Source organism: Aquirufa ecclesiirivi, from assembly GCF_011250515.1.
Lineage (GTDB): Bacteria > Bacteroidota > Bacteroidia > Cytophagales > Spirosomataceae > Aquirufa > Aquirufa ecclesiirivi.
The window spans coordinates 1-25,985 of the sequence record NZ_JAANOP010000001.1; the positions used below are offsets into that span (position 1 = coordinate 1).

17 protein-coding genes are annotated in these 25,985 nt (G+C 36.6%); 9 read left to right on the forward strand and 8 right to left on the reverse strand.

The features are described from left to right. Window positions 1–515 precede the first annotated feature (515 nt). The 4 genes from G9H65_RS13540 (at window position 516) to G9H65_RS00020 (ending at window position 2,833) form a co-directional block, all read left to right on the forward strand. On the forward strand, window positions 516–725 hold the full coding sequence (locus G9H65_RS13540; protein WP_166373217.1) for a response regulator transcription factor: 210 nt from the start codon (window positions 516–518) through the stop codon (window positions 723–725). A gap of 242 nt (window positions 726–967) precedes the next feature. Beyond that, window positions 968–1,618, forward strand: a complete 651-nt coding sequence (locus G9H65_RS00010; RefSeq protein ID WP_166373219.1) for a hypothetical protein — start codon at window positions 968–970, stop codon at window positions 1,616–1,618. Window positions 1,619–1,900: 282 nt separating this feature from the next. Further along, window positions 1,901–2,125, forward strand: a complete 225-nt coding sequence (locus G9H65_RS00015; protein WP_166373221.1) for a LuxR C-terminal-related transcriptional regulator — start codon at window positions 1,901–1,903, stop codon at window positions 2,123–2,125. Between the two features lie 159 nt (window positions 2,126–2,284). Further along, entirely contained in the window at window positions 2,285–2,833 is a 549-nt protein-coding gene (locus G9H65_RS00020) for a DUF4199 family protein (protein ID WP_166373223.1), read from the forward strand. A 106-nt stretch (window positions 2,834–2,939) separates the two neighbouring features. Here G9H65_RS00020 and pruA read toward each other — a convergent pair whose 3' ends face one another. Both pruA and G9H65_RS00030 read right to left on the reverse strand, forming a co-directional pair. Further along, on the reverse strand, window positions 2,940–4,565 hold the full coding sequence (pruA, locus tag G9H65_RS00025; RefSeq protein WP_166373225.1) for an L-glutamate gamma-semialdehyde dehydrogenase: 1,626 nt from the start codon (window positions 4,563–4,565) through the stop codon (window positions 2,940–2,942). A 51-nt stretch (window positions 4,566–4,616) separates the two neighbouring features. Then, window positions 4,617–5,336: a ComEA family DNA-binding protein gene (locus G9H65_RS00030; RefSeq protein ID WP_166373227.1), complete on the reverse strand. Its 720-nt coding sequence runs from the start codon at window positions 5,334–5,336 to the stop codon at window positions 4,617–4,619. 286 nt (window positions 5,337–5,622) lie between these two features. Here G9H65_RS00030 and rpoB point away from each other — a divergent pair, with 286 nt between their 5' ends. Both rpoB and rpoC read left to right on the forward strand, forming a co-directional pair. Continuing rightward, window positions 5,623–9,498, forward strand: a complete 3,876-nt coding sequence (gene rpoB / locus G9H65_RS00035; protein ID WP_166373229.1) for a DNA-directed RNA polymerase subunit beta — start codon at window positions 5,623–5,625, stop codon at window positions 9,496–9,498. A 62-nt stretch (window positions 9,499–9,560) separates the two neighbouring features. Next, window positions 9,561–13,889 carry a DNA-directed RNA polymerase subunit beta' gene (rpoC, locus tag G9H65_RS00040; RefSeq protein ID WP_166373231.1) on the forward strand — a complete coding sequence of 1,443 codons (4,329 nt, stop codon included), beginning with the start codon at window positions 9,561–9,563 and terminating at the stop codon, window positions 13,887–13,889. A 140-nt stretch (window positions 13,890–14,029) separates the two neighbouring features. On the opposite strand, the gene G9H65_RS00045 is transcribed toward rpoC, so the two are convergent. The 4 genes from G9H65_RS00045 to G9H65_RS00060 are packed head-to-tail and all read right to left on the reverse strand — an operon-like array spanning window position 14,030 to window position 21,215. Beyond that, complete coding sequence (locus tag G9H65_RS00045; RefSeq protein ID WP_166373233.1) at window positions 14,030–14,515, reverse strand: hypothetical protein; 486 nt, start codon at window positions 14,513–14,515, stop codon at window positions 14,030–14,032. A 2-nt stretch (window positions 14,516–14,517) separates the two neighbouring features. Further along, entirely contained in the window at window positions 14,518–16,794 is a 2,277-nt protein-coding gene (locus G9H65_RS00050; protein WP_166373235.1) for a thrombospondin type 3 repeat-containing protein, read from the reverse strand. Between the two features lie 54 nt (window positions 16,795–16,848). Then, a complete protein-coding gene (locus G9H65_RS00055) occupies window positions 16,849–19,227 on the reverse strand; it encodes a PQQ-dependent sugar dehydrogenase (protein ID WP_166373237.1) in 2,379 nt (792 codons plus the stop codon). A 50-nt stretch (window positions 19,228–19,277) separates the two neighbouring features. Further along, complete coding sequence (locus tag G9H65_RS00060; protein ID WP_166373239.1) at window positions 19,278–21,215, reverse strand: LamG domain-containing protein; 1,938 nt, start codon at window positions 21,213–21,215, stop codon at window positions 19,278–19,280. 253 nt (window positions 21,216–21,468) lie between these two features. Here G9H65_RS00060 and G9H65_RS00065 point away from each other — a divergent pair, with 253 nt between their 5' ends. Next, window positions 21,469–22,818: a hypothetical protein gene (locus G9H65_RS00065; RefSeq protein WP_166373241.1), complete on the forward strand. Its 1,350-nt coding sequence runs from the start codon at window positions 21,469–21,471 to the stop codon at window positions 22,816–22,818. 26 nt (window positions 22,819–22,844) lie between these two features. Here the strand turns inward: G9H65_RS00065 and G9H65_RS00070 are convergent, their stop codons facing one another. Next, complete coding sequence (locus G9H65_RS00070; protein ID WP_166373243.1) at window positions 22,845–23,177, reverse strand: hypothetical protein; 333 nt, start codon at window positions 23,175–23,177, stop codon at window positions 22,845–22,847. A 28-nt stretch (window positions 23,178–23,205) separates the two neighbouring features. After that, window positions 23,206–23,469, reverse strand: a complete 264-nt coding sequence (locus G9H65_RS00075) for a hypothetical protein (RefSeq protein ID WP_166373245.1) — start codon at window positions 23,467–23,469, stop codon at window positions 23,206–23,208. Window positions 23,470–23,890: 421 nt separating this feature from the next. Between G9H65_RS00075 and G9H65_RS00080 the strand changes: the two genes are divergently transcribed. Next, window positions 23,891–24,214 carry a DUF3467 domain-containing protein gene (locus G9H65_RS00080; RefSeq protein ID WP_130924388.1) on the forward strand — a complete coding sequence of 108 codons (324 nt, stop codon included), beginning with the start codon at window positions 23,891–23,893 and terminating at the stop codon, window positions 24,212–24,214. Window positions 24,215–24,328: 114 nt separating this feature from the next. Continuing rightward, window positions 24,329–25,783 (forward strand): tagaturonate reductase, encoded by a 1,455-nt coding sequence (locus G9H65_RS00085; protein ID WP_166373247.1) that lies wholly within the window; start codon window positions 24,329–24,331, stop codon window positions 25,781–25,783. The last annotated feature ends 202 nt before the right edge of the window (window positions 25,784–25,985 follow it).

A 25,985-nucleotide genomic window follows, 5' to 3' on the forward strand; every position in this document is an offset into this window, starting at 1 on the left:
CGTTCATCCTGAGCCAGGATCAAACTCTCCATTGTAAATATTCTTTGGATGTTTGACTTTGCTCTTACTATTAAAATAAGAATTGTCATTATCCTTGTCTTGAATGCTATTTTTCTCTTCTTAACCACTTTAAATGATTAAAAACTTTTTCCTTTTATCAACACGTCAAAGAACTCTTTGTACTTCTCTCCTTAATTCCTTAAAAAATCTCAGGCAAAAAAAATTGAACTCGTTTTCAAGTTCGCCTCTTTTTATTCCTGCTCTTTTTTAAGCCCTAAGGCCTCTGTACTTCGAACGACTGCCGTTGTAGTCGCTAAATCGGAGTGCAAAGATGTAGGTTTATTTTCCTTATTCCAAATCATTGATCAAAAAAAATTAACTTTTATTATCAACTTCCTGGTAATTCGCTGAATATCAAAGAGAAAAATTTTGAAAAAATATATCTTCATTTACTTATTTCATAATTTACAGCATTATTGGCCCTAGTCAGTACCTAACCCTAATTCAATACCTGCATGTCATCTCATATCACTATAGTAGATTTTACCCTCCGTGAGCTCGAAGTTATTTCCCAAATCCAACAAGGTAATACCTCACAAGAAATTGCCGAAAAACTCCACCTCTCCCAATTTACCATCAAAAAACACCGAGAAAACATCGGAAGGAAAATCGGAAGCCATGGAAAAAAAGAATTTCGAAGGTTTATCAGGAATTTTAAAACCTGAATCTGGCTTCAATTTCTTTAATGAAAAATCAATAACATACTGATTAATAGGAGTAAAATAGGACTTCTTGTCGTATTTCAAATTCAATCATTTAAAATGAACTTTACGATCAATTGGGAAATTGGGTTTATCTATCAAGCAAAAAATCGAAATAACCCGTTTCACTAATCAGGTAATTGAATTTTATAATTGAAGAGAAAGGATTATTAACCCAATAAACCCTTTTTATAAGCAGTTGTCATTTGAAATATTTACTATACATACTATTCTTTTTAACATTTTCGTCTATTTCTGCGAAAGGAGAGTACTACAAACATGCCAAAAAACTCGCCAATACAAATGCCATTCCCTTAAAGGACTCTATTATTCTCTTTGATACTACAAAACAAGCTAAGACTTTATCTTCTGAAACACCCAAAAAAATAAGCAGGATTCAAGGTTCAATGATCAATTGGATAGGTGTCCTCATTGACGATCCCATATTATGGCATAAAAGGATGAAAAGCTTTTCCATGCATGTCACTAGCAAAAAACAAAATTACCATGACTTTGAAATCGAATTCTATACTCTTGGAAGTAATGGACTTCCTGACAAGAAATTAACTAGCGCTCCTTTAGCATTCAGACTATATAAAAAAGCGTGGAACGAATTTGAAATACCGGCACCAATAGAAGTTCCAGAAAATGGTGTCATACTAGCCTTTCGATACAAAAAACGGGAAACGGATTGGATGCATCAAGTAAATTCTATTGGATTAGGCGTCTATACCACCAATAAACAATCTTTTCTGATGCATAAGAGTGAATGGGTGGAATTTCCCATATATCAACCCTATCAAAAGAAATATTCCAAAAAAGTAAGCATGATGTTTAAAATATCGACGACCCATTAATAATCAACTTTATAAACCAATGATATTGGAATTCTTCTTACCCATATTCTACTTCATCGGCTCTTTCCTGTTTTTTTGATGATCACTTCTATCATCGTCACCATCATCACTTTCATAAAAAATGAACTACCACTAACTGATAAATTACTTGTTCATTTTGATTTGGGTCGCCCCTAGAATTGGTAGCTTGATTGCCATTTTCATGATTTTTACCATTACAAAAAACAATAGGATTAAACGTCGAAGAAAAAAGAATGTTCTAATTATACCCAATCTACTCCAATGATGCTCGCCACGACTCATCCCCATGATTTTACCAACAAGGAAATCCAAATTATTGAACTAATTAAAAAAGGACTTAGCTCCAAAGAGATAGCGGATCAGTTATTTGTATCTGAAAATACCGTTAGGCGCCATCGACAGAACATTGCCTGGAAAGCTGGTACCTCGGGGAAAAGTAGTTTTAGAAAATTCATTAAAAACTTCCCGCTTGCGAATCAAGACTGAAATATTACCATTTGACATAACTATAATTATATAAAATGGTAGAAAAATGGTAGTTCATGTACCACAATATTTAAATCAGCATCCAAGAACTTTACATCAAGTTGGCCAAGCTTGGTGTATCCCAAAAATAGTTGTGGAAAAGAATAAATATCAATTTTAATGAAAATCGAATATTTTAAAATTGCAACTCTAATGATATTGTATTATTTGTTAGTTTACATCATTTCATACTTTAGTGAAAATGAAGATTCAAATAATACCTTAGCGAATTTACTCTTTCTAATTATTGAAATTTCGATTCCATTCTGTTTGTTTTATTATTTCTTTAAACAAAAGATATCCCATGTTAAATCCCTATATTTTTCATGTTTATTGGCTGTTTCACTGTGTGCTTTAAGTCATTTGTTCGTAAAAATATTTATTTATCAATATATAGATCCTAAACGTTCTAGCATTATCGCTGACAGAATTGCATCAGGAGTGGTAGCTAGAATGGAGTCGATTGAAAGAGAAAATAATATTAAAATCGACACAGATAAAAGCAAGGAGTATAAAAAGATTTATGATAGAATTAAAGCTAAATATGAAGTAAATGGTATCTTAAAAAGCGCGTTTGTGGATATTTTTATTTATTCAATCATTTCTGCACTTTTTGTATATTTTACTAAAAGAAAAATGTTAGTCTTTAGCAAAAAGAGCCCCGATTAAAGTTCTTGTTCAGGGTATTTTTTCAAACAATTATTTACAAACCCAGTGGTTCAAATGTGGGGAGTATTATAAAGAATACACATTAATAACTAAATCATTAACTTAATCACCCCAAAAACGGATACTTAAAATCCGTAGGCGATGAAAACACTTCCTTGACCGTACGTGGGGAAACCCAACGTAATAAGTTCAAATAAGAACCTGCCTTATCATTCGTACCAGATGCGCGAGCTCCACCAAAAGGCTGCTGACCCACTACAGCTCCAGTACATTTATCATTTAAATATAAATTTCCTGCGGCATTTTCTAAAGCTTTAGCCGCCTCCGACAATGCATAGGCATCTTGAGAGAAAATAGCACCCGTTAAGGCATAAGCCGAGGTTTGGTCTACCAGGTTTAAAGTTGCCTTCCAATCTTGATCTGGATACACATAAATCGACAATACAGGTCCGAAAATCTCCTCTTCCATGGTACGATAATGTGGGTTGGTGGTCAATAAGACAGTCGGCTCCACGAAATATCCCCGACTAGCGTCAAAGCCTCCTCCAGCAATGACTTCTACTTCTTTCGAATTTTTAGCTTCCTGTATATAGGAAGTAATCTTATCAAACGCTTTTTGATCAATCACCGCATTCACAAAATTGCCGAAATCCTCAGTCCCTCCCACTTTGATCTTAGCCAAATCTGACTGTAATTGACTTTTTACCGCAGGCCATAAACTGGCCGGCACATAGGCTCTTGAAGCGGCTGAACATTTCTGACCTTGGTACTCAAAGGCCCCGCGAATTAATCCTGTTACCAATGCTTTCACATCTGCCGAAGCATGAGCTAGCACAAAATCCTTCCCTCCTGTTTCTCCTACAATACGCGGATACGATTTATAGTTGGCAATATTATTTCCAATATTCTGCCAAATGGTTTGAAATACTTTAGTAGACCCCGTAAAGTGAATCCCCGCAAAATCACGATGTGAGAATACGACCTCCCCTGCTTCTGGACCATCAGCAAATACCAAATTAATAACACCTGCTGGCAAACCCGCTTCTTCCAATATTTGCATCAATAAGGCAGCGGAATAAATCTGCTGAGGTGAAGGCTTCCAAACTACCGTATTCCCCATCATGGCTGGTGCTGCTGGCAAATTACCTGCAATGGCCGTAAAATTAAAGGGGGTTAATGCATATATAAATCCTTCTAATGGCCTATATTCCAATCGATTCCAAACTCCAGGGGATGAAATCGGTTGATCCGCATATATTTGTGCCGCATAATGGGCGTTAAAGCGCAAGAAATCTACCCATTCACAAGCTGAATCAATCTCAGCTTGATAAGCATTCTTGGATTGACCTAACATGGTTCTGGCATTTAGTTCCATGCGGTATTTATTGGCCGATAAATCAGCGGCCTTCAAAAAGATGGATACCCGTTCTTGCCAAGTCAATGCTGCCCAAGCTGCTTTAGCTGATAAAGCTGATTCTATAGCATCTGCTATTTCTTTTTTCCCACCTTCATAATAATACCCCAAGATATGCTGATGATCGTGTGGACATGTCATGACCACCTTATTTGACCCTTGAACGGATTTTCCATGAATACGCATAGAAACTTCCACTTGTTTATTTCGCAACGTGTGAAGTGTATCTTGTAATAATTGGCGCTCCGAACTACCTACAGCATAGGAGTAAATGGGTTCGTTGGTAGGTTGTGGTACCTTGAAAAATCCAGTTGACATATCTTTATATATAATGAAGTGTTAATTTGAAACAAAAGTACAGCATATTTCTCAAGGTTCAAATGAAAGGTAGGGACTTAGCTTTTGCCAAACCACTTCGTCTAGCTGCTGTACTTTTTTCAAATCTTCCCAGTTTTGAAATGCCCCGTGTTGCTTACGATAATTCAACACCAAATTGGCTTGTCGATAAGGCAAATAAGGATGCCTAAATTCTTTCCAATCGGCCTTATTAATGTACAGGTAGCGAAACACCCCTTTACCAACTTGAAACTGAGTGATGTGTTCATTGACCCAAAGGGTATCCAAACCATAGACTTCTTTCAATTGAGCCGCTCGATGAAAACCTCCCAATTTCTCTCGATAGGCTAAAATTCTTTTAGCAAAGGCAGGCCCAATACCCGGCAAAGCTATCCATGCTAAAGAATCGGCTTGATTGATATTGATTTGCCAAGCTTGCTTTTTTTCTCGTTTCACTTCTCGAGTAGGGAATTTGGATTTATGAGATAGATCGTCTCCATGATGAGTAGAAGAAAATTTGCTTTTAGAATAAGTATATTCTGGCTGATTCGATTTTTCCATTTCAATCAACGTCTTGGTCCAATAGGTAGGTTGAAAAGAATCCATTACTTGCTGTCGACTTTGGTATTCCATCCAACGGGAAAAGATGTCGGCCAGTAATAAAAAAATAAACAGACTCAACAAGCCCAGCAATTCGGAGCGTGTCATGCCTAAAATAAAACGGAGGTAATAATGCACTTTGTTTTTCCACATGTTCAGAACATCATAATGGCAAGAATAGTATTTTTTTGTGGCGCCTTCTAGCTAAGCTATTGTTTATTAGAAAATTATCAGTAATTTTGCAGGCTATTTTAGGATTAAAGCCCTCTGGGCAAATCCGAGGAGTGGTTCCGAAGCAACTTTTCTTTTCGTAGGGAAATGGTCAAGGGACACCACATCTTTTCATCTACGAGGCGTTCAGCTTGATTAATCTCTTCCAAAAGGAGGAGAATTTGTGCCCCTAGGGCCATTATTCACATTAATTAAAACGTATAAAGCCTTGAGTAACATCACTGCCACCGGAAGACACAGCTTTGCGAAAACGCAGAGTGTGATCAATTATCCAGATTTTCTGGATATCCAAATCCAATCCTTCCAAGATTTCTTCCAGCTAGAAACAGCAGCTGAAAATCGCACGGACGAGGGTTTATTTAAAGTATTTGCTGAAAATTTTCCTATCGCGGATTCGCGTGAAAATTTCGTTCTTTCATTCGTTGATTACTCTGTAGATCCGCCGAAATATTCGGTAGATGAGTGTATTGACCGTGGATTAACCTATTCAGTACCTTTAAAAGCCAAGTTGCGATTGATCTGTAATGACACAGACAACGAAGATTTCCAAACCATCGAACAAGAGGTTTTCTTGGGAAATATTCCTTACATGACAGAACGTGGATCCTTTGTGATCAACGGTGCTGAGCGTGTTATTGTATCGCAATTACACCGTTCACCAGGTGTATTCTTCGCGCAATCGAAGCATACCAATGGAACGAAATTGTATTCGGCTCGTATTATTCCATTCAAGGGTTCTTGGATTGAATTTGCTACGGACGTAAACAATGTGATGTACGCATACATTGACCGTAAGAAGAAGTTTCCTGTAACTGTATTGCTTCGTGCCATTGGTTACGGAAATGATAAAGACATCTTAGATTTATTCGGTTTAGCTGAAGAAATTAAAGTTGATAAAAAAATCATCAAAGGCATCGTAGGCCGTCGTTTGGCTGCGAGGGTTTTGAAAACTTGGCAGGAAGACTTCGTAGATGAAGATACTGGTGAGGTAGTTTCAATCGACCGTAACGAAATCTTAATCGAGCGTGATACGGTGATTACGGAGAATGAAGTAGAAACGATTTTAGAATCAGGTTCTTCTACCGTTATTCTTCACAAAGATGATGTGAACGTTTCTGACTATAACATCATTTATAATACTTTACAAAAAGATACTTCAAACTCAGAGAAAGAGGCTGTTGAAGTTATTTATAAGCAATTACGTAACACAGATGCGCCGGATGAGCAAACTGCTCGTGACATCATCCAAAACTTATTCTTCTCTGACAAACGTTATGATTTAGGAGAGGTTGGTCGTTACCGTATCAATAAAAAGTTAGGCCATGACATCCCAATGGATGTAAAGGTATTAACGAAGGAAGATATCATCTCCATCGTGAAGTATTTGATCGGATTGATCAACTCACGTGCGGTAGTCGATGATATTGACCACTTATCAAACCGTCGTGTTCGTACTGTAGGTGAGCAATTATATGCTCAGTTCGGTGTGGGTCTTGCTCGTATGGCTCGTACCATCAAGGAGCGTATGAACGTACGTGATAATGAAGATTTCAAGCCAGTTGATTTGATCAACGCGCGTACTTTGTCTTCGGTTATTAATTCATTCTTTGGAACGAATCAGCTATCTCAGTTCATGGACCAAACAAATCCATTGGCAGAGATTACGCACAAAAGACGTATGTCTGCCCTAGGACCAGGCGGTCTTTCTCGTGAAAGAGCTGGTTTTGAGGTTCGTGACGTTCACTATACGCACTACGGTCGTTTGTGTACGATTGAAACTCCAGAGGGTCCAAACATTGGTTTGATTTCCTCACTTTGTGTACATGCCAAAGTGAATTCCATGGGCTTTATAGAAACTCCATACCGTATCATTGACGGTGGCAAGGTGGATGTAAGTAGCCATGTTCAATATTTGACTGCAGAGGAAGAAGATGGCAAGAACATTGTTCAAGCTAATGCTCCTATTGATATTAAGTCGGGTAAATTCTTATCTGATCGTGTCAAGGCTCGTTTTGAAGGTGACTTCCCATTGGTTAATCCATCCGAAGCGCAGTATATGGACGTAGCTCCTAACCAGATTGTTTCGGTGGCGGCATCTATGATTCCATTCTTAGAGCATGATGATGCTAACCGTGCCTTGATGGGATCCAACATGCAACGTCAAGCGGTACCTTTATTAAGACCTGAAGCGCCGATTGTTGGTACAGGTTTAGAGCACCGTGTGGCGATTGACTCCAGAACTTTAGTAGTAGCTGAAGGGGATGGAGTTATTGAGTATGTGGATGCATTGAAAATTGTAGTTAAATATGATCAAACGGAAGATGAAAAAGTTATCAGCTTTGATGGCCCTTCCAAGTCATATAAATTGATCAAGTTCCGTAGAACGAACCAAGATACCACCATCAACTTGAAGCCGATTGTTTTCAAAGGTGAGCGTGTTTCAAAAGGACAAGCACTTTGCGAAGGATATGCTACTCAAGGTGGTGAATTAGCTTTAGGACGTAACATGAAAGTGGCATTCATGCCATGGCAAGGTTATAACTTTGAGGATGCGATTGTCATCTCAGAGAAAGTAGTTCGTGATGACATCTTTACATCGATCCACATTGAAGAGTTTGAATTGGAAGTTCGTGATACTAAGCGTGGAGAAGAGGAATTAACTTCTGAAATCCCGAACGTATCGGAAGAGACCGTTCGTAACTTGGATGAAAACGGAGTTGTACGTGTAGGTTCTGATGTAAAAGAAGGAGATATTTTAATTGGTAAGATTACTCCTAAAGGAGAATCAGATCCAACTCCAGAAGAAAAATTATTGCGTGCCATCTTTGGTGACAAAGCCGGTGACGTGAAAGATGCTTCTAAGAAAGCACCTCCATCACTTAAAGGTGTGGTAATCGACACGAAATTGTTCGCTCGTCCTAAAAAGGATAAAGAAGAACGTGAGAAGTCGAAAGCTGAGTTGAAAAAAGTGATGAAGCAATATGGTCGAGATTTGTTAGATATTCGTCGTATCATGATCGACAAGACAGTAGCCTTGTTGAACGGTAAGACATCGAACGGAATCAAGCATAAATTCGGAACGGTGATTGTGGAGAAGGGTGTAAAATTCAGTGCGAAAAACATTGAAGAATTATTATTCCCAGACAAGAACTTGTACCGTGATGAAAGTACTTATGCTGTACCAGAGGAAGCTAATTTACTTTCTGATTTGATCGTAGAAGAAGCAACAGCTGATGCTGAGTTAAATGCTCGTTTCTTACAATTAATCAAAAACTACAACATTCGTCGTAATGAAATCGCGGGTCGATTCAAGCGTGAGCGTTTCGTGTTAGAGGTGGGTGATGAATTACCTGCCGGTATCGTGAAATTAGCGAAGGTATATGTAGCTAAGAAACGTAAGTTGAAAGTAGGAGATAAAATGGCGGGTCGTCACGGTAATAAGGGTGTTGTAGCCCGTATTGTACGTGAGGAAGACATGCCGTTCTTGGAAGATGGAACACCGGTAGATATCGTATTGAATCCACTAGGGGTACCTTCTCGTATGAACTTAGGTCAGATTTACGAAACTGTATTAGGTTGGGCTGGACAAAAATTAGGTAAGCGTTATGCGACACCAATCTTTGACGGTGGAACAGAGGCAGAAGTAGCTGCTGAGTTAACGCTAGCGGGTTTACCAGATTGGGGCCGTACGTATTTATACAATGGTTTAACGGGTGATAAATTTGATCAACCAGTAACAGTAGGTATTATTTACATGCTGAAATTGGGCCACTTAGTGGATGATAAGATGCACGCTCGTTCGATTGGACCATACTCATTGATTACGCAACAACCTTTGGGAGGTAAAGCTCAATTTGGAGGTCAGCGTTTCGGAGAGATGGAAGTATGGGCGCTTGAGGCCTTCGGAGCAGCAAATATCTTGCAAGAGATTTTGACTGTTAAATCCGATGACGTTATCGGCCGTGCTAAAGCATACGAAGCCATCGTAAAAGGTGAGAACATGCCAAAACCAAATATTCCAGAATCATTCAACGTATTGATTCATGAATTACGTGGTTTAGCCTTAGAAATCACCCTAGAGTAAACATACATTAGGGCTGGCAACGGCCCTTAACTAACATCATTTTCCAAAAAAATTAAACGAAAATGTCATTTAAAAAGACTAGAAAGCTGAATAGCGACTTCCAAAAGGTGACCATTTCATTGGCCTCTCCTGAGTCGATCTTAGAAGGTTCAAATGGTGAAGTAACCCAACCGGAAACCATCAACTATAGAACATACAAGCCTGAGATGGGTGGATTGTTCTGTGAGAGAATCTTTGGACCAACCAAAGATTGGGAATGTCACTGTGGAAAATATAAGCGTATTCGTTACAAGGGCATCATTTGCGACCGCTGTGGTGTTGAAGTAACTGAGAAAAAGGTACGTCGTGAGCGTATGGGACACATCGAATTGGTGGTTCCTGTAGCGCATATTTGGTACTTCCGTAGCTTACCCAACAAAATTGGATACATGCTCGGTTTATCAACTAAGAAATTAGATCAAGTGATCTATTATGAAAGATATGTGGTCGTTCAGGCTGGTATGTATGCGGAAGAAGGAAAGATTGGTTCTCAATACCTTGATTTCTTGACTGAAGATGAATACTTGGATATCTTGGATAAGTTGCCACGTGAGAACCAACATTTGCCGGATGAGGATCCACAGAAATTCATCGCTAAGATGGGTGCTGATGCATTAAACATGTTGTTATCTCGTATCAACTTACACGAATTATCGGCTGACTTGCGTCACTCGGCAGATACAGAATCTTCACAACAACGTAAAGCGGAAGCTTTAAAGCGTTTGAAGGTAGTAGAAGCATTCCGTGAATCGATTGGCCGTATTGATAACCGTCCGGAATGGATGATTATTAAGATGGTTCCAGTTATTCCACCAGAGTTGCGTCCATTAGTACCATTGGATGGAGGTCGTTTTGCGACTTCTGACTTGAACGATTTATATCGTCGTGTGATCATCCGTAACAACCGTTTGAAGCGTTTGATTGAGATCAAAGCTCCAGAGGTAATTTTACGTAATGAGAAGCGTATGTTGCAAGAGGCTGTTGACTCCTTGTTCGACAACTCTCGTAAGGTAAACGCAGTTCGTTCTGAAGGTAACCGTGCCTTGAAATCTCTTTCTGATATGTTGAAAGGAAAGCAAGGTCGTTTCCGTCAAAACTTATTAGGAAAGCGTGTTGACTACTCAGGTCGTTCGGTAATTGTGGTTGGACCAGAATTGAAAATGCATGAGTGTGGTCTTCCAAAAGACATGGCAGCTGAGCTTTTCAAGCCGTTTGTTATCCGTAAGTTGATCGAGCGTGGTATCGTTAAAACAGTTAAATCTGCGAAGAAAATTGTGGACCGTAAAGATCCTGTAGTTTGGGATATTTTGGAAAATGTCATGAAGGGTCACCCGGTATTATTAAACCGTGCTCCTACTTTGCACCGTTTGGGTATCCAAGCGTTCCAGCCTAAATTAATTGAAGGAAAAGCGATTCAATTACACCCATTGACTTGTACGGCATTTAACGCCGACTTTGACGGTGACCAGATGGCGGTTCACGTTCCACTAGGACATGAAGCGATTTTGGAAGCCTCTTTGTTGATGTTGGCCTCACATAACATCCTTAACCCTGCTAACGGAGCGCCGATTACGGTACCTTCACAAGACATGGTTCTTGGATTATATTATGTAACCAAGGGAAGAAAGTCGACAGAAACACATAAAGTAGATGGTGAAGGTCGTCGCTTCTATGGTTTTGAAGAAGTGGTGATTGCTTTAAACGAAAAGAAATTATCGAAACATGCGAATATCGTGGTAAAAGCGAATGTACGTAAGGAAGATGGTTCTTTAGTAAGCGAAATGGTGGAAACTGTTGCAGGACGCGTATTATTCAATCTTTGCGTACCAGAGCAAGTAGGTTACATCAATGAATTATTGACTAAAAAGAAATTGCAGCAGATCATTTCTCAAGTTCACAAGATTTGTGGAATGGCTCGTACAGCTCAATTCTTGGATGATATCAAAGATTTAGGATTCCAACAAGCCTTCCACGGCGGATTGTCGATGGGTATTGGTGATGTTCAGATTCCAGAGGAGAAAGCACATTTAGTGAAGAAAGCTCAGGAAGATGTACAAGCAGTTTGGGATAACTATTTAATGGGTTTAATCACAGATAACGAGCGTTACAATGCAGTTATTGACATCTGGACAAAAGTGAACTCGAAAATTACCGAGACATTGATGAAGCAGATGGAAGAGGATAACCAAGGATTCAATGCCATCTACATGATGATGCACTCGGGAGCCCGTGGTTCTCGTGAGCAAATCCGTCAGTTGGGTGGTATGCGTGGTTTGATGGCTAAGCCACAAAAGAACTTACAAGGTTCGGTCGGTGAAATCATCGAAAACCCAATCCTTTCTAACTTTAAAGAAGGTCTAGACGTATTAGAATACTTTATTTCTACACACGGTGCTCGTAAAGGTTTGGCAGATACTGCCTTGAAAACAGCCGATGCGGGTTATTTGACTCGTCGTTTACATGACGTAGCTCAAGATGTGATTGTGAATGAAGAAGATTGTGGTACCTTACGTGGTATTCAGGTATTCCCATTGAAAGATAATGAGGAGATCATTGAGCCATTATCTGAGCGTATTTTGGGTCGTGTGTCCGTACATGATGTGTATGATCCGATTAGCAATGAGTTAATTGTAGCTTCTGGTGATGAAATCACAGAGATTGCGGCAAACAAAATTGATGAAACGGCGATTGAATCGGTTGAGATTCGTTCGGTATTAACTTGTGAAACTAGAAATGGTGTTTGTGCGAAATGTTACGGACGTAACTTATCTACAGGCCACATGGTGGGTCAAGGAGAAGCTGTAGGTGTGATTGCATCTCAGTCGATCGGTGAGCCAGGTACACAGTTGACATTACGTACATTCCACGTCGGTGGTACAGCACAAAACGTATCTTTAGATGCGAGTGTAAAAGCGAAGTTTGACGGTGTGATTAATTTTGAGGAGGTTCGTACGGTAAGTTCGACGGATTCAGAAGGAAATCCAGTAGAAATCGTGATGGGTCGTTCGGGTGAGGTTCAGATCATCAACCCTGCTAACAAGCAGTTGTTGATTTCTAGCAACATTCCATACGGTTCTGTGATTCGCGTGAAAGATGGTCAAACCATCAAGAAAGGCGATGAGATTTGTGCATGGGATCCATACAATGCGGTCATTTTATCTGAAGCTGAAGGTAAAGTAGCGTTTGAATCGATTGAGGAAAACAATACCTACAAAGAGGAGGCAGATGAGCAAACAGGTTTACGTGAGAAGGTAATTATCGAATCTAAGGATAAGACAAAGAACCCATCGGTATTGGTTGTGGCTAAAGGAAAAGAGGATTTGGTATATAACGTACCAGTAGGTGCTCGTTTGGCGATTGATGAAGGAGACAAAATCAAAGCAGGACAGATCATTGCGAAGATTCCACGTGCAGCGGGTAAAACTCGTGACATTACGGGAGGTCTTCCACGTGTAACGGAATTATTTGAAGCACGTAATCCATCTAACCCAGCGGTAGTTTCTGAGATTGACGGTGTTATTTCTTATGGTATCATTAAGCGTGGTAACCGTGAGATCATTGTTACTCCGAAAGAAGGAACAGAGCGTAAGTACTTGGTGCCATTGACTAAGTTTATCTTGGTACAAAACAATGACTTCGTACGTGCTGGAACGCCATTATCTGATGGAGCTATTACACCATCGGATATCTTATCGATCAAAGGACCAACAGCGGTACAAGAATACTTAGTGAATGAAATCCAAGATGTATACCGCTTACAAGGGGTAAAAATCAACGATAAGCATATTGAGTGTATCGTTCGTCAGATGATGCAAAAGGTTGAAATCTTGGATCCAGGTGATACACAATTCTTACAGGGTCAAAACGTAGATCGTTTTGCTTTCCGTGAGGAGAATGATCAGATCATGGACAAGAAAGTAATCACAGAATCAGGTGATTCAGAGAAGTACAAGCCAGGTATGATTATTTCTGCTCGTGCTTTACGTGATGAGAACTCCTCATTGAAGCGTAGAGATATGAAAGTAATGAAAGTACGTGATGCGCATGCGGCGGTATCTTCTGCTAATTTGCAGGGTATTACGCAGGCATCTTTGGGTACTGAATCATTTATATCGGCGGCATCCTTCCAGGAAACAACGAAGGTATTATCTGAGGCATCGATACGTGCTAAAGTAGACACATTGGAAGGCTTGAAGGAGAACGTGATTGTTGGACACTTGATTCCTGCGGGAACGGGAGTTCGCAGATACAAGGACTTCATTGTGACTCCAGTAGATGAGTTGAAGCAATTAGAAGCTAAAGTAGCAGCTAGCGAAGCAGAAGTTGCGGCCAAGGTTTCGGTTGAAAACTAGTCTGATTTAGATTGAATTAAAAGCCCTCTCAGGAAACTGAGGGGGCTTTTTTGTGTAAGACAAATTCTAACTGTATATTTAAAAACTATCTGATAAAACTAAAAAGCCTAGAAGGAAATAAAGAACTGTTATTTTACTATTTATGGAATTAAACTAAGTCTAACAACTTTATTGCTAGCTTTTACATAAGGAGAAGAAGTCTCTATAACGAGTAAATTAGTTGTAGGTGTTGAAATAACTTTAAATTCAACTGTTCCATTTGTTCCAGAAGGGGCGCCATCTGCACCAGATAAATCTGAAATTATCAATTTTTGATTATCCGAAGAGAGTGAATATTTACCTGTAAATTTTTTCCCATCAAACTCAATAATAGACAAAGATGAAGGATTGCTTAAATCTAGTTTATATTGATTATATCCTTGAATTAAATTAGAGGCACTTGATTTATCAAATTGACTTACCCCGTCCCATAATACTGTATTAGCGCTCCAATTTTTCTTAATAATTTCAGCCACTGTTGGAGCTGGAGTTACAGGAGTTGGATTTGATGGACTAACAGAATCTGATTTACAACCATTTAAAAAAAGGTAAAAGGCTAAAATTGAGAATTTAAAAGTTCCTTTCATAATTAACGTTTTTGAATTTTATAGATATGCTTTTCTCCATTAATGGTTACCACTAATAGATAAACTCCTATTGGATAATCAGATAGATCCATTACTTGATTTTTAGAATTTAGTTTAAATTGTTTTATTATGGAACCTCGAATATCAGAAATTTGTATTGAACCAATATTCTCAAAATTAAAAGTAGTTTGAATATTGATAACACCATCTGTAGGATTTGGATAGATTGAAATTCCTTTATTTTCTTCCTCAGTTCCAGTAATCAATATAATAACTGAATCTGACATAGGACTTTTGCATCCCTTTTCATCTTTCAATTGAACACTATAAACACCAGCAGATGAAACTTTTAAAAATGCTTTATCTGCACCTGCAATTAATTTGCCATCTAAGTACCACTGGTATGCATTACCAGCACTAGATGCAAGTTCTAAATCAGTTAACTTATTAATTAATGGTTTAGATGGGTTTTTTATTGTTGGACAATCGTCTTTATCATCAGTTATGCCATCTCCATCGGTATCTCTTTGGTAATCAGCACACCCATCCAAATCTACTTTTTTACCAGTTTGAGTTTCTGAACATTTATCTTTGTCATCAAAAACCCCATCTCCATCTGTATCTTTTTGTGAAAGAGCACATCCATTTTTGTCTACTGATTGTCCTTTAATAGTATTAGGACATAGATCTTTGTCGTCCATAAAACCATCTTCATCAGAATCTCTTTGCGAAATCGAACATCCATTTTTGTCAACTGGTTTTCCTTTTTCAGTATTTGGACAATCGTCTTTATCATCTGTTATACCATCCCCATCTGAATCATCACAAACATCCCCAATACTATCTTTATCTACATCTTTCTGATCTGGATTATAAATTGTTGGACAATTATCTAGGTGGTCCGAAATTTGATCTTTATCCGTATCGGGGAAATCATTTTCTTGAATAGTAATTTTGAAAAGAGAATCATTTTCAATTTGACAATTTAAAAATGAGGAAATATTTAATTTGATTATTTCATCAGGTCCCTCAATACTTGTATCATCAATTGAAAATAATTCGATACTTGCTGAGGTTTTACCTGCAGGAATTACTATTTGAGGTTGGATTTGTTTCACTTGAATACTATTACTTCCTTCATCTCCAATGTATATGTTTTCATACTTGTCAATAAATATTCCATTAGGCAAGGATAAAAATCCTAGAGTTTTCCCTGATACACCTCTGGTACCCATAACGACTTCTCCTATTTTTGCTCCAAGAGCCCATTTTATAACGCTATGTCCTCTGAAGTCAGAAATGAATAAATTATTTCGAGATAATTGTACTCCAATTGCCAAATTCAACTGATTCAAGTCATTACCAAAGCCATTACCCCCAGCTACGACTTCCCAGTTTTGTGGATTATTTTTGGGACACCGAATAACCGCATAATTAATAACAGGGGCTAAATCCCCCGTTAAATAAATATCACCTGTAGATTCATCATAATAAAATCCTGTAACATAAAATTTATTGTTATTGGTAAAATCTACTAAAGTAGTAGCCGAAGTTGCATTCTTATTCCATTTTTGAATTCTAAAATCTGCAGTTCCCAAGATCCTGTCTAAAATAATTAAGTTTCCTTCTGAGTCTAATTTTAAATCCGATGGTCTTATTTGATTAGACCCATATCCAGAACCATTTCCTCCTGCTATAGTGATTCCGCTTGTTGCCCCAGGTGACCACTTTTGAATTCTGAAATTACTTGCGTCACAAGCATAAAGATTTTTTTCAGAATCCACATAAATTCCTCCTAATCCATTAAACTGATCTGGTCTACTTCCAAATGGTGTACCACCATAAATATTCCCACCTGCAATAGTTGAACCAGCTGTTGATCCATATGTCCACTTTTGGACTCTTTGATTTCTAGTATCAGAGACATATATTGTTTTCTCATCATCTATAAACATTTTACCCCCATATGGTAATTGATTGCTATTATTACCAATTCCATTTCCTCCAGCGACAATTTTAACTTGATTTTTAGTAAGGAAATTGATCGAATAATCTTTATCATATGTTGCTGTACCAGTAACATTAAAATCTATAATGACATCTTTTGCAGATGGGGTACTTAATTCAGCTGTAATTAACGTTTTTCCATATTGCTCACCTATACCATTGTTCCCAATTTGAATTTTAACCTTCGGCAAGTCTTGGGCCAAAATCAAACGAGATACTAATGAAAAGGTAATAATTGAAAAAATAATTCCTGAATTGAGTGCAATTTTCATTTTGACTTGTTCGATTTTTTAGGAATCACAAAGATTAATTTCAAACTCATTAAATTAATTTTTAGTTAATTTGACTTCTATAGAACCATCTAATTCATTTTTCAATCTTAAAATGAAGTTGCCAGATGGAATATAAGATAGATCTATTATATCTCCACTTCTAACAAACTTTTTGGTTAAAATCAATTTTCCAGTTAAATCAAAAAGCAACAAATCATACTTTATACTTTCAATTTCCTTGAATTCAATTTTAAAGAAACTATTAAATGGGTTTGGAGAAATAACTAAATATTCATTTTTCTCTTTATTGACTCCTAAAATTAAAATATTCTTTTCCTTTGAGAAATCAGAGGTGCAACCTAAAGTATTTTTGTATTTCAATTTATAATTTCCTGATTTCAAAACTTTATACTTTTGGAGAGTATCTCCATTTAAGATTGAATTTTCATAATACCATTGATTCCCCCATTTTTCTGATGAAACTAAGATTAAGTCTGATTCATTTGAAATAATTGGCGCCTTGGGTATATCAAGAATTTCAATGGAGTTTGTTGAATAACTTCCATATACAGTAGTAATTTCTGCCATGTATACACCAGCAGCTTGTGCTAAAATAAAATTTTCAATTTTAGCAGGATCTAAATTAGCCGAGTTATAAATCTCTTTCCCGTCTTTTTTCCAAATTAACTTCAGAATTGAATTACTATTAACTGAAAGCCTACTACCTATACAATTGCCAGATTTGACTAAAGAAGGTTGAATAAATAGAGGTTTAACTACTAATGAAATAGAATTACTTAAAATGTTAATTTGATTCCCATCTTCAAAATAATTCTTAATACTACAAGTAACTACATCACCATTTGCGAGACTTGTACTTGAAAAATTCGAAGTATAATTATTAATTTCTTTCCCATTAACACTCCATGAATATTCAGGTATTTCCCAATTATCTTTCACTATGGCGGAGAATTCTACCTTGTCTCCAATTACAATTGAATTGGATGATGAAGCTATACTTATAGTAGGTTTTGCCCGATTAAGAGGGAATGTAACCTCGTAAATTCCACCATCATTTTGAAGTAAATACATTTTATTATCAACTAATACAGCATCTACTAAATCTTTGAAACCGCTTGCGATACGCTTAACACTAATTTGATAAGTTGAAGACCCTGCAGTTTTAATAAACTCTATTTGGCATAAATCTGCACCTTGATCTACGGCATTTAGGTAACCTGATGCGCCTCCTCCAGTAGAATATGCTAAGACAAACCCATCACTAGTATATGGAGAAGCGAGTTGATTTTTTGAATCAAATAATAGACCTAAAGGAGAACGATGTGATGTAAATGAAGCTATATTTTTGATTTGATAAAATTTGCCAGTTTGGGGATCTCTAACCCAATTAGCATCAGGACCTATATTAATAATAGGCTCCTCGAATTTTATGTCTTTGGGGATAATTGGAAAAGTTGGATCATTATAAAAAATAGCTCTGTTATATAGGTTATTGGGTAATAATAAATCGGTATTGGGATTATAGGAGGAAAGTTGTTGAGGATTGGTATTGCCCCCCATTACCCATGGAAAACCATAATGCTTCCCCTTTTTTAATAAATTTAACTCTTCAGGGTCGTCTCTATCACCATTATTTTCAACTCCAAAGATTTCACCTTTTGAATTATACGCAATATCAAATTCATTTCTTACTCCCTCACTGAAAATATAACCTGATGATTTAAGATCATTATAGTCATTTTTTAAAATGATTTCTTTAGTTGAGTTTAATGGAATTATAAATATTTTACTGGTTAATGCGTCTTCTCTCAAATTAGGATATTTCCCATTGACATCTTTAACTTCCCCATGGTCTGTTCTTGATCCACTGGCAATCAATAAGCTGTCTTTCGTTTTATTAAGACAAAGGGCTGAAAAATTATGATCAAATAAAACATTTGAACTAGAGTAATATTCCGTTGTTAAAATATTTTGAGGTGACTCCCAATTTCCGTCTTTGTTGATGGGAAACTTAATAACACGCCCTTTACTTCTCTTATTTAAGTCATCTACTTCATTTCCTGCCAAATAAAGCATATTCTTAAACCATAATAATCCTTGAGCTCTTCCAATCTTGTGTGTTGTTGAGGCTTGAATAAAAATTCGGCTATTGAAAGACCCATCATTGGCAATAGAGACTCTGTAAACATCACCGTTAAATGTATTTGTATAAAATACATTGTTGGTAGAATCGTATACTATTCTTACGATATTGCCTGATGTTGCTCCAACATATTTTAATTGAATATCATTAGTTAATATAATTGGAGGCTCCAATAGCTTTGAAAATACATTTTTTTCCTGGCCCAAAAAGCTATGGGTACAAAAATTAAATAATATAGATATTATCCACAATCGTAAAGTAAATTGCATAATTATATGGATTAAAGCTTTTAAACTAAAGCATTTGCATATTTATAATATTATGGTTGAAAATTGTTTTGATATAAATATTGAATTTCGGTGTCAGTTAGATCACGATTCCAAATACCAAAATCATCTAATTTTCCATAAAACTCATGAAAAAAACCATTTGCTTGTTTAGACTTTCCAACAGAAATTCCCGATGTTCCATAGGTATTTATTGAAGTTGAATGTGAATTTCTTTTATATTCTAATCCATTAATATAAATTTTCATAATACTTCCGTCGTAAGTACAAGTAACAAAGCTCCATTGGTTAAGTGGAAATATTTTAGGCGCTTTCAAAATGGTATTATTAAGGTTTGGAGAGGTCCCAACTCCAATTATCTGAAACCAAACTTCGTCTTTTGTTAGAATAACTTGCCAAGTTTCACCACCTGGATTATTATACCCTTGATCAAACCTATTTGCTAGCACTGAATAACTAGGGCTCACACTAGGATTTAACCAAATAGAGACACTTAATTTATTAGTTCTTATTTTTTCATCAAAAGGAATTAAAATGTAAGAATTATTAAATAAATATGCTGAATTAACATTATTGAATCTATCGGAAGTCAAATTTGAGCCATATACAACTCCATTGATATTATTACTAACATCAAAAGTATTACCATTAAAAGGATAATATGCAACTAATCCATTTTTTAAAATGTTATTTATATTAGATTTAGTTTTAAACATTCTTGCAGGTCCGTATGATATACCAATTCCATTAATTGCATATCCTCTTAAATAATATGAAGTTGAATTAGTTAATCCAGTAATCGTATTCATCACTCCAAACCAAGGTTTAACCGAATACCCAAAAACAACTTTCTTATCACTAATTGAGGGATTAGAATTTGATGAAGAATAGCAAACTCCATATTCTGTTATGGGACTGCCGCCATCACTGTCAATCTCTAAACCTGCCCTTACTGAGGTTTCAGTTATATCAGCCAAATCATTTGTACCAATCTTTGGAATAGTAGCTGCCAGGGTCGTAAATGTTTCCTCTGAACCCAAAATAGTGCCTTTCTTATTTATGGCATACGCTTTATAATAATAAGCTGTGTTGGCTTTTAATTCTGTCAAAATAATTTCATATTTGCCAATTTCCTTTGATGATGAAATAACTTTTAGATTTTCAATAGTAGTATTGGGCTTAGTACTTAAAACAAATCCCTTTTCGATTAATTCTGTTCCACCATCACTTTTTACAGTACCGAGAACTGTTGAAAATGTATTTCCAATTGATTTTGCACTACCTGTTTCTATTGATGGAATACTATAATTTAAAGTTTTGAAATTAAATTCCGTTCCGTAAGAAATTCCTTTACCATTTATTGCATATGCTCTAACATAATAAGTAGTTTCATCTTTTAAATCCGTCACAAGGGTAGAATATGTTCCCAATCCCTTCCCATTGATGATTTTAATGTTTGCTGTGGTTGGATTGGGAGAAATATTAAGACAAAAACCTCTTTCTGAAACCTCAACCCCACCATCCTCTGCTACTGCCCCTGAAAGTTGAACTGTAGTGTAGGTAATGTTTTTAGGCTCTTCCAAGGTCAACGTAGCCAATTTATAATCTGCCGTAGTGAAATTTAGAATTTCTCCGTAGGCAGTCCCTTTAGTATTAGTAGCAAAGGCTGAAAAATAATATTTGGTATTAACCTTTAAGTTATCAAGTTCTTTGAAAAATGTTCCTTTCCCATAACCAACAGCATATTTTGTATCGCTAACAGATGGCTTAGGATTTGTTTCACTCATGACAAATCCTCTTTCCGAGGCAGCTGAAAATCCTTCATTCGTTACTTCACCATTGATTTTGGCTTTCGTTAAGGTAATTTCAGTTGCTGGAGATGTGATTACCACTGGAGGTGTCTGAGGCTCTTCTGTTTTACAAGAAAATAACAAACAGAAAGAAAGTAAAGTAAATACAATTTGTCTCATAAGCTGAACGAGAATAACTAGCTAAATAATTATCAAAGTTCATGATGCGTATTTCCAAATCATGACTTCTTGGCCAATATTGGTTTATTATTAAATTATTATAAAGAGGTTTTATGTTAAATACACAATACACATATATTTTCATTGAATATGACCAAATAGAAATTGCTTTAAAAAAGCATTTTTGTAACTTAACTCAAGTACTCAATCTTGATTTATGCGATTTTTATATCTGATAATTACTCTATTTTTTATGGGACAAAGCCCTACATCGGGTCAAATAGAGTTTAAGGACCCTTTATCACCTTTGCATTATAAGATCAATATTCATTCTAAGGAACTTTGGAAAGAAACTAATAAAGGGAATTGGATTAATTATGGAAAACTATACTTAGGTAAAATAGATTCAAATCAATTACCTATCAACCCGACGTTTTATTCTTTTTATTCAAAGGGGCAAATATTTCTATTTCTAGATGGAACAGGGCAAGTTTATAATTTAAATCTATTAGAAAAACGATTTTATCGTATGGATAAAACCTTCCATCGAGGTTATAATTTTGAATCAATTAAATTTTTAAGAAATGACACATTATTTAGTTTTGGAGGTGTTGGTTTTTGGCATGCAAATAATGTAGAAACGTACTTTTCTACAAAATCCTTAGAATGGGAATTAAGTGATAATCCTTCTGACAATGGTCCCATGCGAATTAGGGATTCCTTTGGTGGATATGATTCAAAAAGAGATGTAATATCGGTTATTGAATTTCCAGCTTTATATAGTTCAACCAATAAGCCATTCAAATACAAGTATTTTGAAAAAAATATGACTTTGAAAAAATGGGAGCTTAAAGGACACCTAAATATTGATTTATTAATGACTATTGGACTAAATAATATTCGTTCACAATATTTTAATGGACTTTTTTTCTTTATGGATGGACATACTGTGGCTATAGGAGATCCTGAGAAAAACGAAATTTTTCAATTTGAAAATACCCAAAATATTTTGAATGCTAATTTTGAATTGAGTGAAAAGAATGGGATTCTATACTCTTATATTAAACAAAAAGTACTTCAGGAGGGAAATCCAATAAAGATAGATTCTATGTCATTTACTAAATTAAAATCCAAAAGGGTGATAAAGGGCAAATTTTACACTCAAGAATTTTCACAATTGGAATTATTGGGAATTGTTGGAATTTTGGTTGTCCTATTATTTTTAACCTTGGGGATTGTAAGGCGTAAACTAAATACTAAAAGAAGGAATGAAGAAATAATTGAACATGAGAGAGACCAATCTCTTGAAATGATGTTGCCGGATGGAGCTTATCACTTTTTAAAATTATGCATAGAACACCCGAAAGGATTTGAGTTTTCATCCCAAAATTTTACGGAATATATGGGCTATTCTAATTATTCCTATGAAACCCAGAGGCAAATACGTTCAAAATTAATAAAAGCAATAAATGCCTATTTTAAAGTTCATCATCAAATGGAAGAAGTTATCACTCGAAAACCTGCGCCTCATGATAAACGTTTTTCCATTTATTTGATTTCTGAGATACATTATGATAAAGTAGTTAACTTATTTAATACATAAACAAGTTAGGCCCAATTAAGGTCTTATCATTTTCCAAAACTTACCAACCCCACCCCCTCCAACCCAAAGGGCCTTTCGATCCAAAGAAATATCCCATACAAAATGACAGCCAAGGTAGCTAAGCGAGATTCCTCAAAAAGAAGTGGATACCGACTTTGATCTATGAACATACTGAACAACAAATACAGCACGAGGATAATTAAGCCAACCAAAACATAACGTGTGTCCACAATGAAATAGGTAAAAGGAATCCAGTCCCAAGTTTTAATATAATCCACTATAGGAATCACTAGCGAAGTCATCACGATGAAGATATTGACATACCAAGAAGTCCAACGAAAGGAAAGTAGATTTTCCATACATTACAAATTGAATGAGTTGATTTAACTATTCTGAAGAATTTAAGCGCTGTCCATTCAGTCGCTTTCGTTCATACACCTTAGCTTTACCCGACTTTTTATCAATGATCATATAGCCCGACTGGTGTAGTATGGGGCTAAATAAATCCCCGTCTTGATGCCTTTTATTGATTTTCAATTTGGGAATTGGACTAGGTACGACCAATTTCGGGGCATGCGTGGTACTATCAGAAAAATAGAGAAAAATAGCCAGGTTGATCATGATCAAATCCAAGCTCCAGGAATTAAGCATCTTCATTTTATTTTCTTAGAAGAAGCTTGATTATACCCTTCGAGATATCCTTTTTTTATCTCTTTGAAATTGATGGCAATCAAAAATGCCAAACATAAGAATGCTAGGAACAGCATTTTGCGAACGAAATATTTCATGTTATTATTGGTTAGGTAACAGGACTGTTGGGCTGATTATACCGTATGCTGACGAAAAAAGCCTGAGCAAATATGGCTAATAAGTCACGAATGATTCTTGCGAAAACGCAAGAAATAAATGTTGCCCCTTATATATCACAGTTGAATTCAATCAAAATTACTGAAGTCAACACTTTGTCTCCCATTTGGGAAATGATTAATCCTCAAATTAGCTCTGGAAAAAGACGCTTATACACGCATTATTCCCAATATTTCTTTAAATTTAAGCTTCCTATTTTTATGCTATGAAAAATCCAAATCCAGAAGAAAACCAGTTAAACATAGAATTGCCCGAAGAGATAGCAGAGGGTGCTTATGTGAACCTGGCTCTAATAGCCCATTCTCCCTCCGAGTTTGTCATGGACTTTATTCGAATTTTACCTGGGATTCCCAAAGGAAAGGTGAAGTCGCGGATTGTCATGACTCCCGATCATGCCCAACGTTTATTGATGGCCCTTCAGGAAAACATTCAACGCTACGAAGAAGCTTTTGGACCGATTGCCAAGGACTTGGATAACCCTGGTTTTCAATTTCCTATGAACTATAATGGCCCCATAGGTGAAGCGTAAACGTTTGCAATTTCATTCCATTAAAATAGGCCTAAAATTTTACGAAACCATTGGGTAAATACCCTTACTTTTCTACTTTAGAAAGGTATATTAACCTTTTTTATATTAATGGCCATGCCCATTCTGAATCAAAAAATTTTTAGCGAAGGTGCATTGAACACCACTTTAGCCCTTCAATATCCCTCTCCAGAAGTATTTACTTACCCTGAGAAAATCCTGCAATTTGGAACTGGTGTCCTGTTAAGAGGTCTCTGCGATTACTTTGTGGATAAAGCCAACCGTCAAGGCGTTTTCAAAGGTCGGGTCGTCTTAGTTAAATCAACTGCCAAAGGTGGAGCAGATGCCTTCGAAGCACAAGATGGTTTGTTTACTCATTGCATCAAAGGCATTGATGAGGGCAAAGAGGTAGAGGAATATTTGATCAATTCATCCATTTCCAGAACATTAACTGCCTCCAAAGAATGGGATGCCATTTTGGCCTGCGCAAGCAGTCCGGATATGCGAATTATCATCTCCAACACCACCGAGGTAGGCATACAATATGTAGCGAATGATGCCATCAGTGGTGGATGCCCAGCATCTTTCCCTGCTAAATTAGTAGCCTTTCTTCATGCCCGTTGGCAGCATTTTGGAGGAAGCAAAGAATCTGGCATGGTCATCATCCCCACGGAATTGATCATCAATAATGGCGATGTATTAAAGGATATTGTCTTGAAATTAGCTCATGATCATCAGCTACCTGCCGACTTCATTCAATGGCTACAATCTGCTAACCATTTTTGTAATTCTTTGGTTGATCGCATTGTGCCTGGAGCGCCAGATACGACAACTAGAACTGCCATTTGTGAGCAATTAGGTTATGAAGACTCCTTAGTGATTATTTCCGAAGTGTATCGTCTATGGGCCATTCAAGGGAGTTCTGAAGTAAAGAAAATCTTGAGCTTTGCTTCGGTTGATTCGGGTGTGGTGATTGCCGAAGACATTGAGATTTATCGTGAGTTGAAATTGCGCCTATTGAACGGAACACATACCCTCATGTGTGGTATGTCTTATCTTTTAGGCTTCCGTTTAGTAAAGGATGTCATGAGCAATTCTTATTTGAGCAAATTGGTCATGAACCTGATGCTGACCGAATTAGCCCACTCCATTCCATATAAAATGGATTTCAAAATTGCCGATCGCTTTGGTCGTTCGGTTTTGGATCGCTTTAAAAACCCGTTTATCAACCATAAATTGATTGATATTACGGTTCAGTATACGACCAAAATGAGAATGCGAAATATTCCTCTATTGGTGAATTATTACCAGATTTTCGGGAAAGCTCCTGAGCTTTTTGCCATGGGTTTTGCCGCTTATTTACAGTTTATGCATGCCGTGAAAGTAGAAGATGGAAAATATTTTGGGGAATGTAATGGTGAATTCTACCCCATTCAATGTGATTATGCTGAATATTTTTATGAAGCGTGGAAAGACTTAAACTTAACAAAACTATTGGCTGATGAGAAGGTCTGGGGGCATGATTTAAGTGCTTTGCCTGGCTTTGAAGATGCAGTGAAGAAATATTTGTAATGCGTGCTAAATGAAGAATGTAGAGTGAAGAATGTAGAATGAAGAATGTAGAATGAAGAATGTAGAATGAAGAATGTAGAGTGAAGAATTAAAATAGTAAACAATAATTCCTTTGGCTTACTACCCTAAAATTGAACACTTGTAATAAGAATTGATTCTTCATTCTACATTCTACATTCTACATTCTTCATTCTACCATTAA

Coding starts and splice junctions, on each gene's coding strand:
- G9H65_RS13540 (WP_166373217.1), top strand. CDS start 516: ATGTCATCTCATATCACTATAGTAGATTTTACCCTCCGTGAGCTCGAA.
- G9H65_RS00015 (WP_166373221.1), top strand. CDS start 1,901: ATGATGCTCGCCACGACTCATCCCCATGATTTTACCAACAAGGAAATC.
- G9H65_RS00020 (WP_166373223.1), top strand. CDS start 2,285: ATGAAAATCGAATATTTTAAAATTGCAACTCTAATGATATTGTATTAT.
- pruA (WP_166373225.1), bottom strand. CDS start 4,565: ATGTCAACTGGATTTTTCAAGGTACCACAACCTACCAACGAACCCATT.
- G9H65_RS00030 (WP_166373227.1), bottom strand. CDS start 5,336: ATGTGGAAAAACAAAGTGCATTATTACCTCCGTTTTATTTTAGGCATG.
- rpoC (WP_166373231.1), top strand. CDS start 9,561: ATGTCATTTAAAAAGACTAGAAAGCTGAATAGCGACTTCCAAAAGGTG.
- G9H65_RS00045 (WP_166373233.1), bottom strand. CDS start 14,515: ATGAAAGGAACTTTTAAATTCTCAATTTTAGCCTTTTACCTTTTTTTA.
- G9H65_RS00050 (WP_166373235.1), bottom strand. CDS start 16,794: ATGAAAATTGCACTCAATTCAGGAATTATTTTTTCAATTATTACCTTT.
- G9H65_RS00055 (WP_166373237.1), bottom strand. CDS start 19,227: ATGCAATTTACTTTACGATTGTGGATAATATCTATATTATTTAATTTT.
- G9H65_RS00060 (WP_166373239.1), bottom strand. CDS start 21,215: ATGAGACAAATTGTATTTACTTTACTTTCTTTCTGTTTGTTATTTTCT.
- G9H65_RS00065 (WP_166373241.1), top strand. CDS start 21,469: ATGGGACAAAGCCCTACATCGGGTCAAATAGAGTTTAAGGACCCTTTA.
- G9H65_RS00070 (WP_166373243.1), bottom strand. CDS start 23,177: ATGGAAAATCTACTTTCCTTTCGTTGGACTTCTTGGTATGTCAATATC.
- G9H65_RS00075 (WP_166373245.1), bottom strand. CDS start 23,469: ATGCTTAATTCCTGGAGCTTGGATTTGATCATGATCAACCTGGCTATT.
- G9H65_RS00080 (WP_130924388.1), top strand. CDS start 23,891: ATGAAAAATCCAAATCCAGAAGAAAACCAGTTAAACATAGAATTGCCC.
- G9H65_RS00085 (WP_166373247.1), top strand. CDS start 24,329: ATGCCCATTCTGAATCAAAAAATTTTTAGCGAAGGTGCATTGAACACC.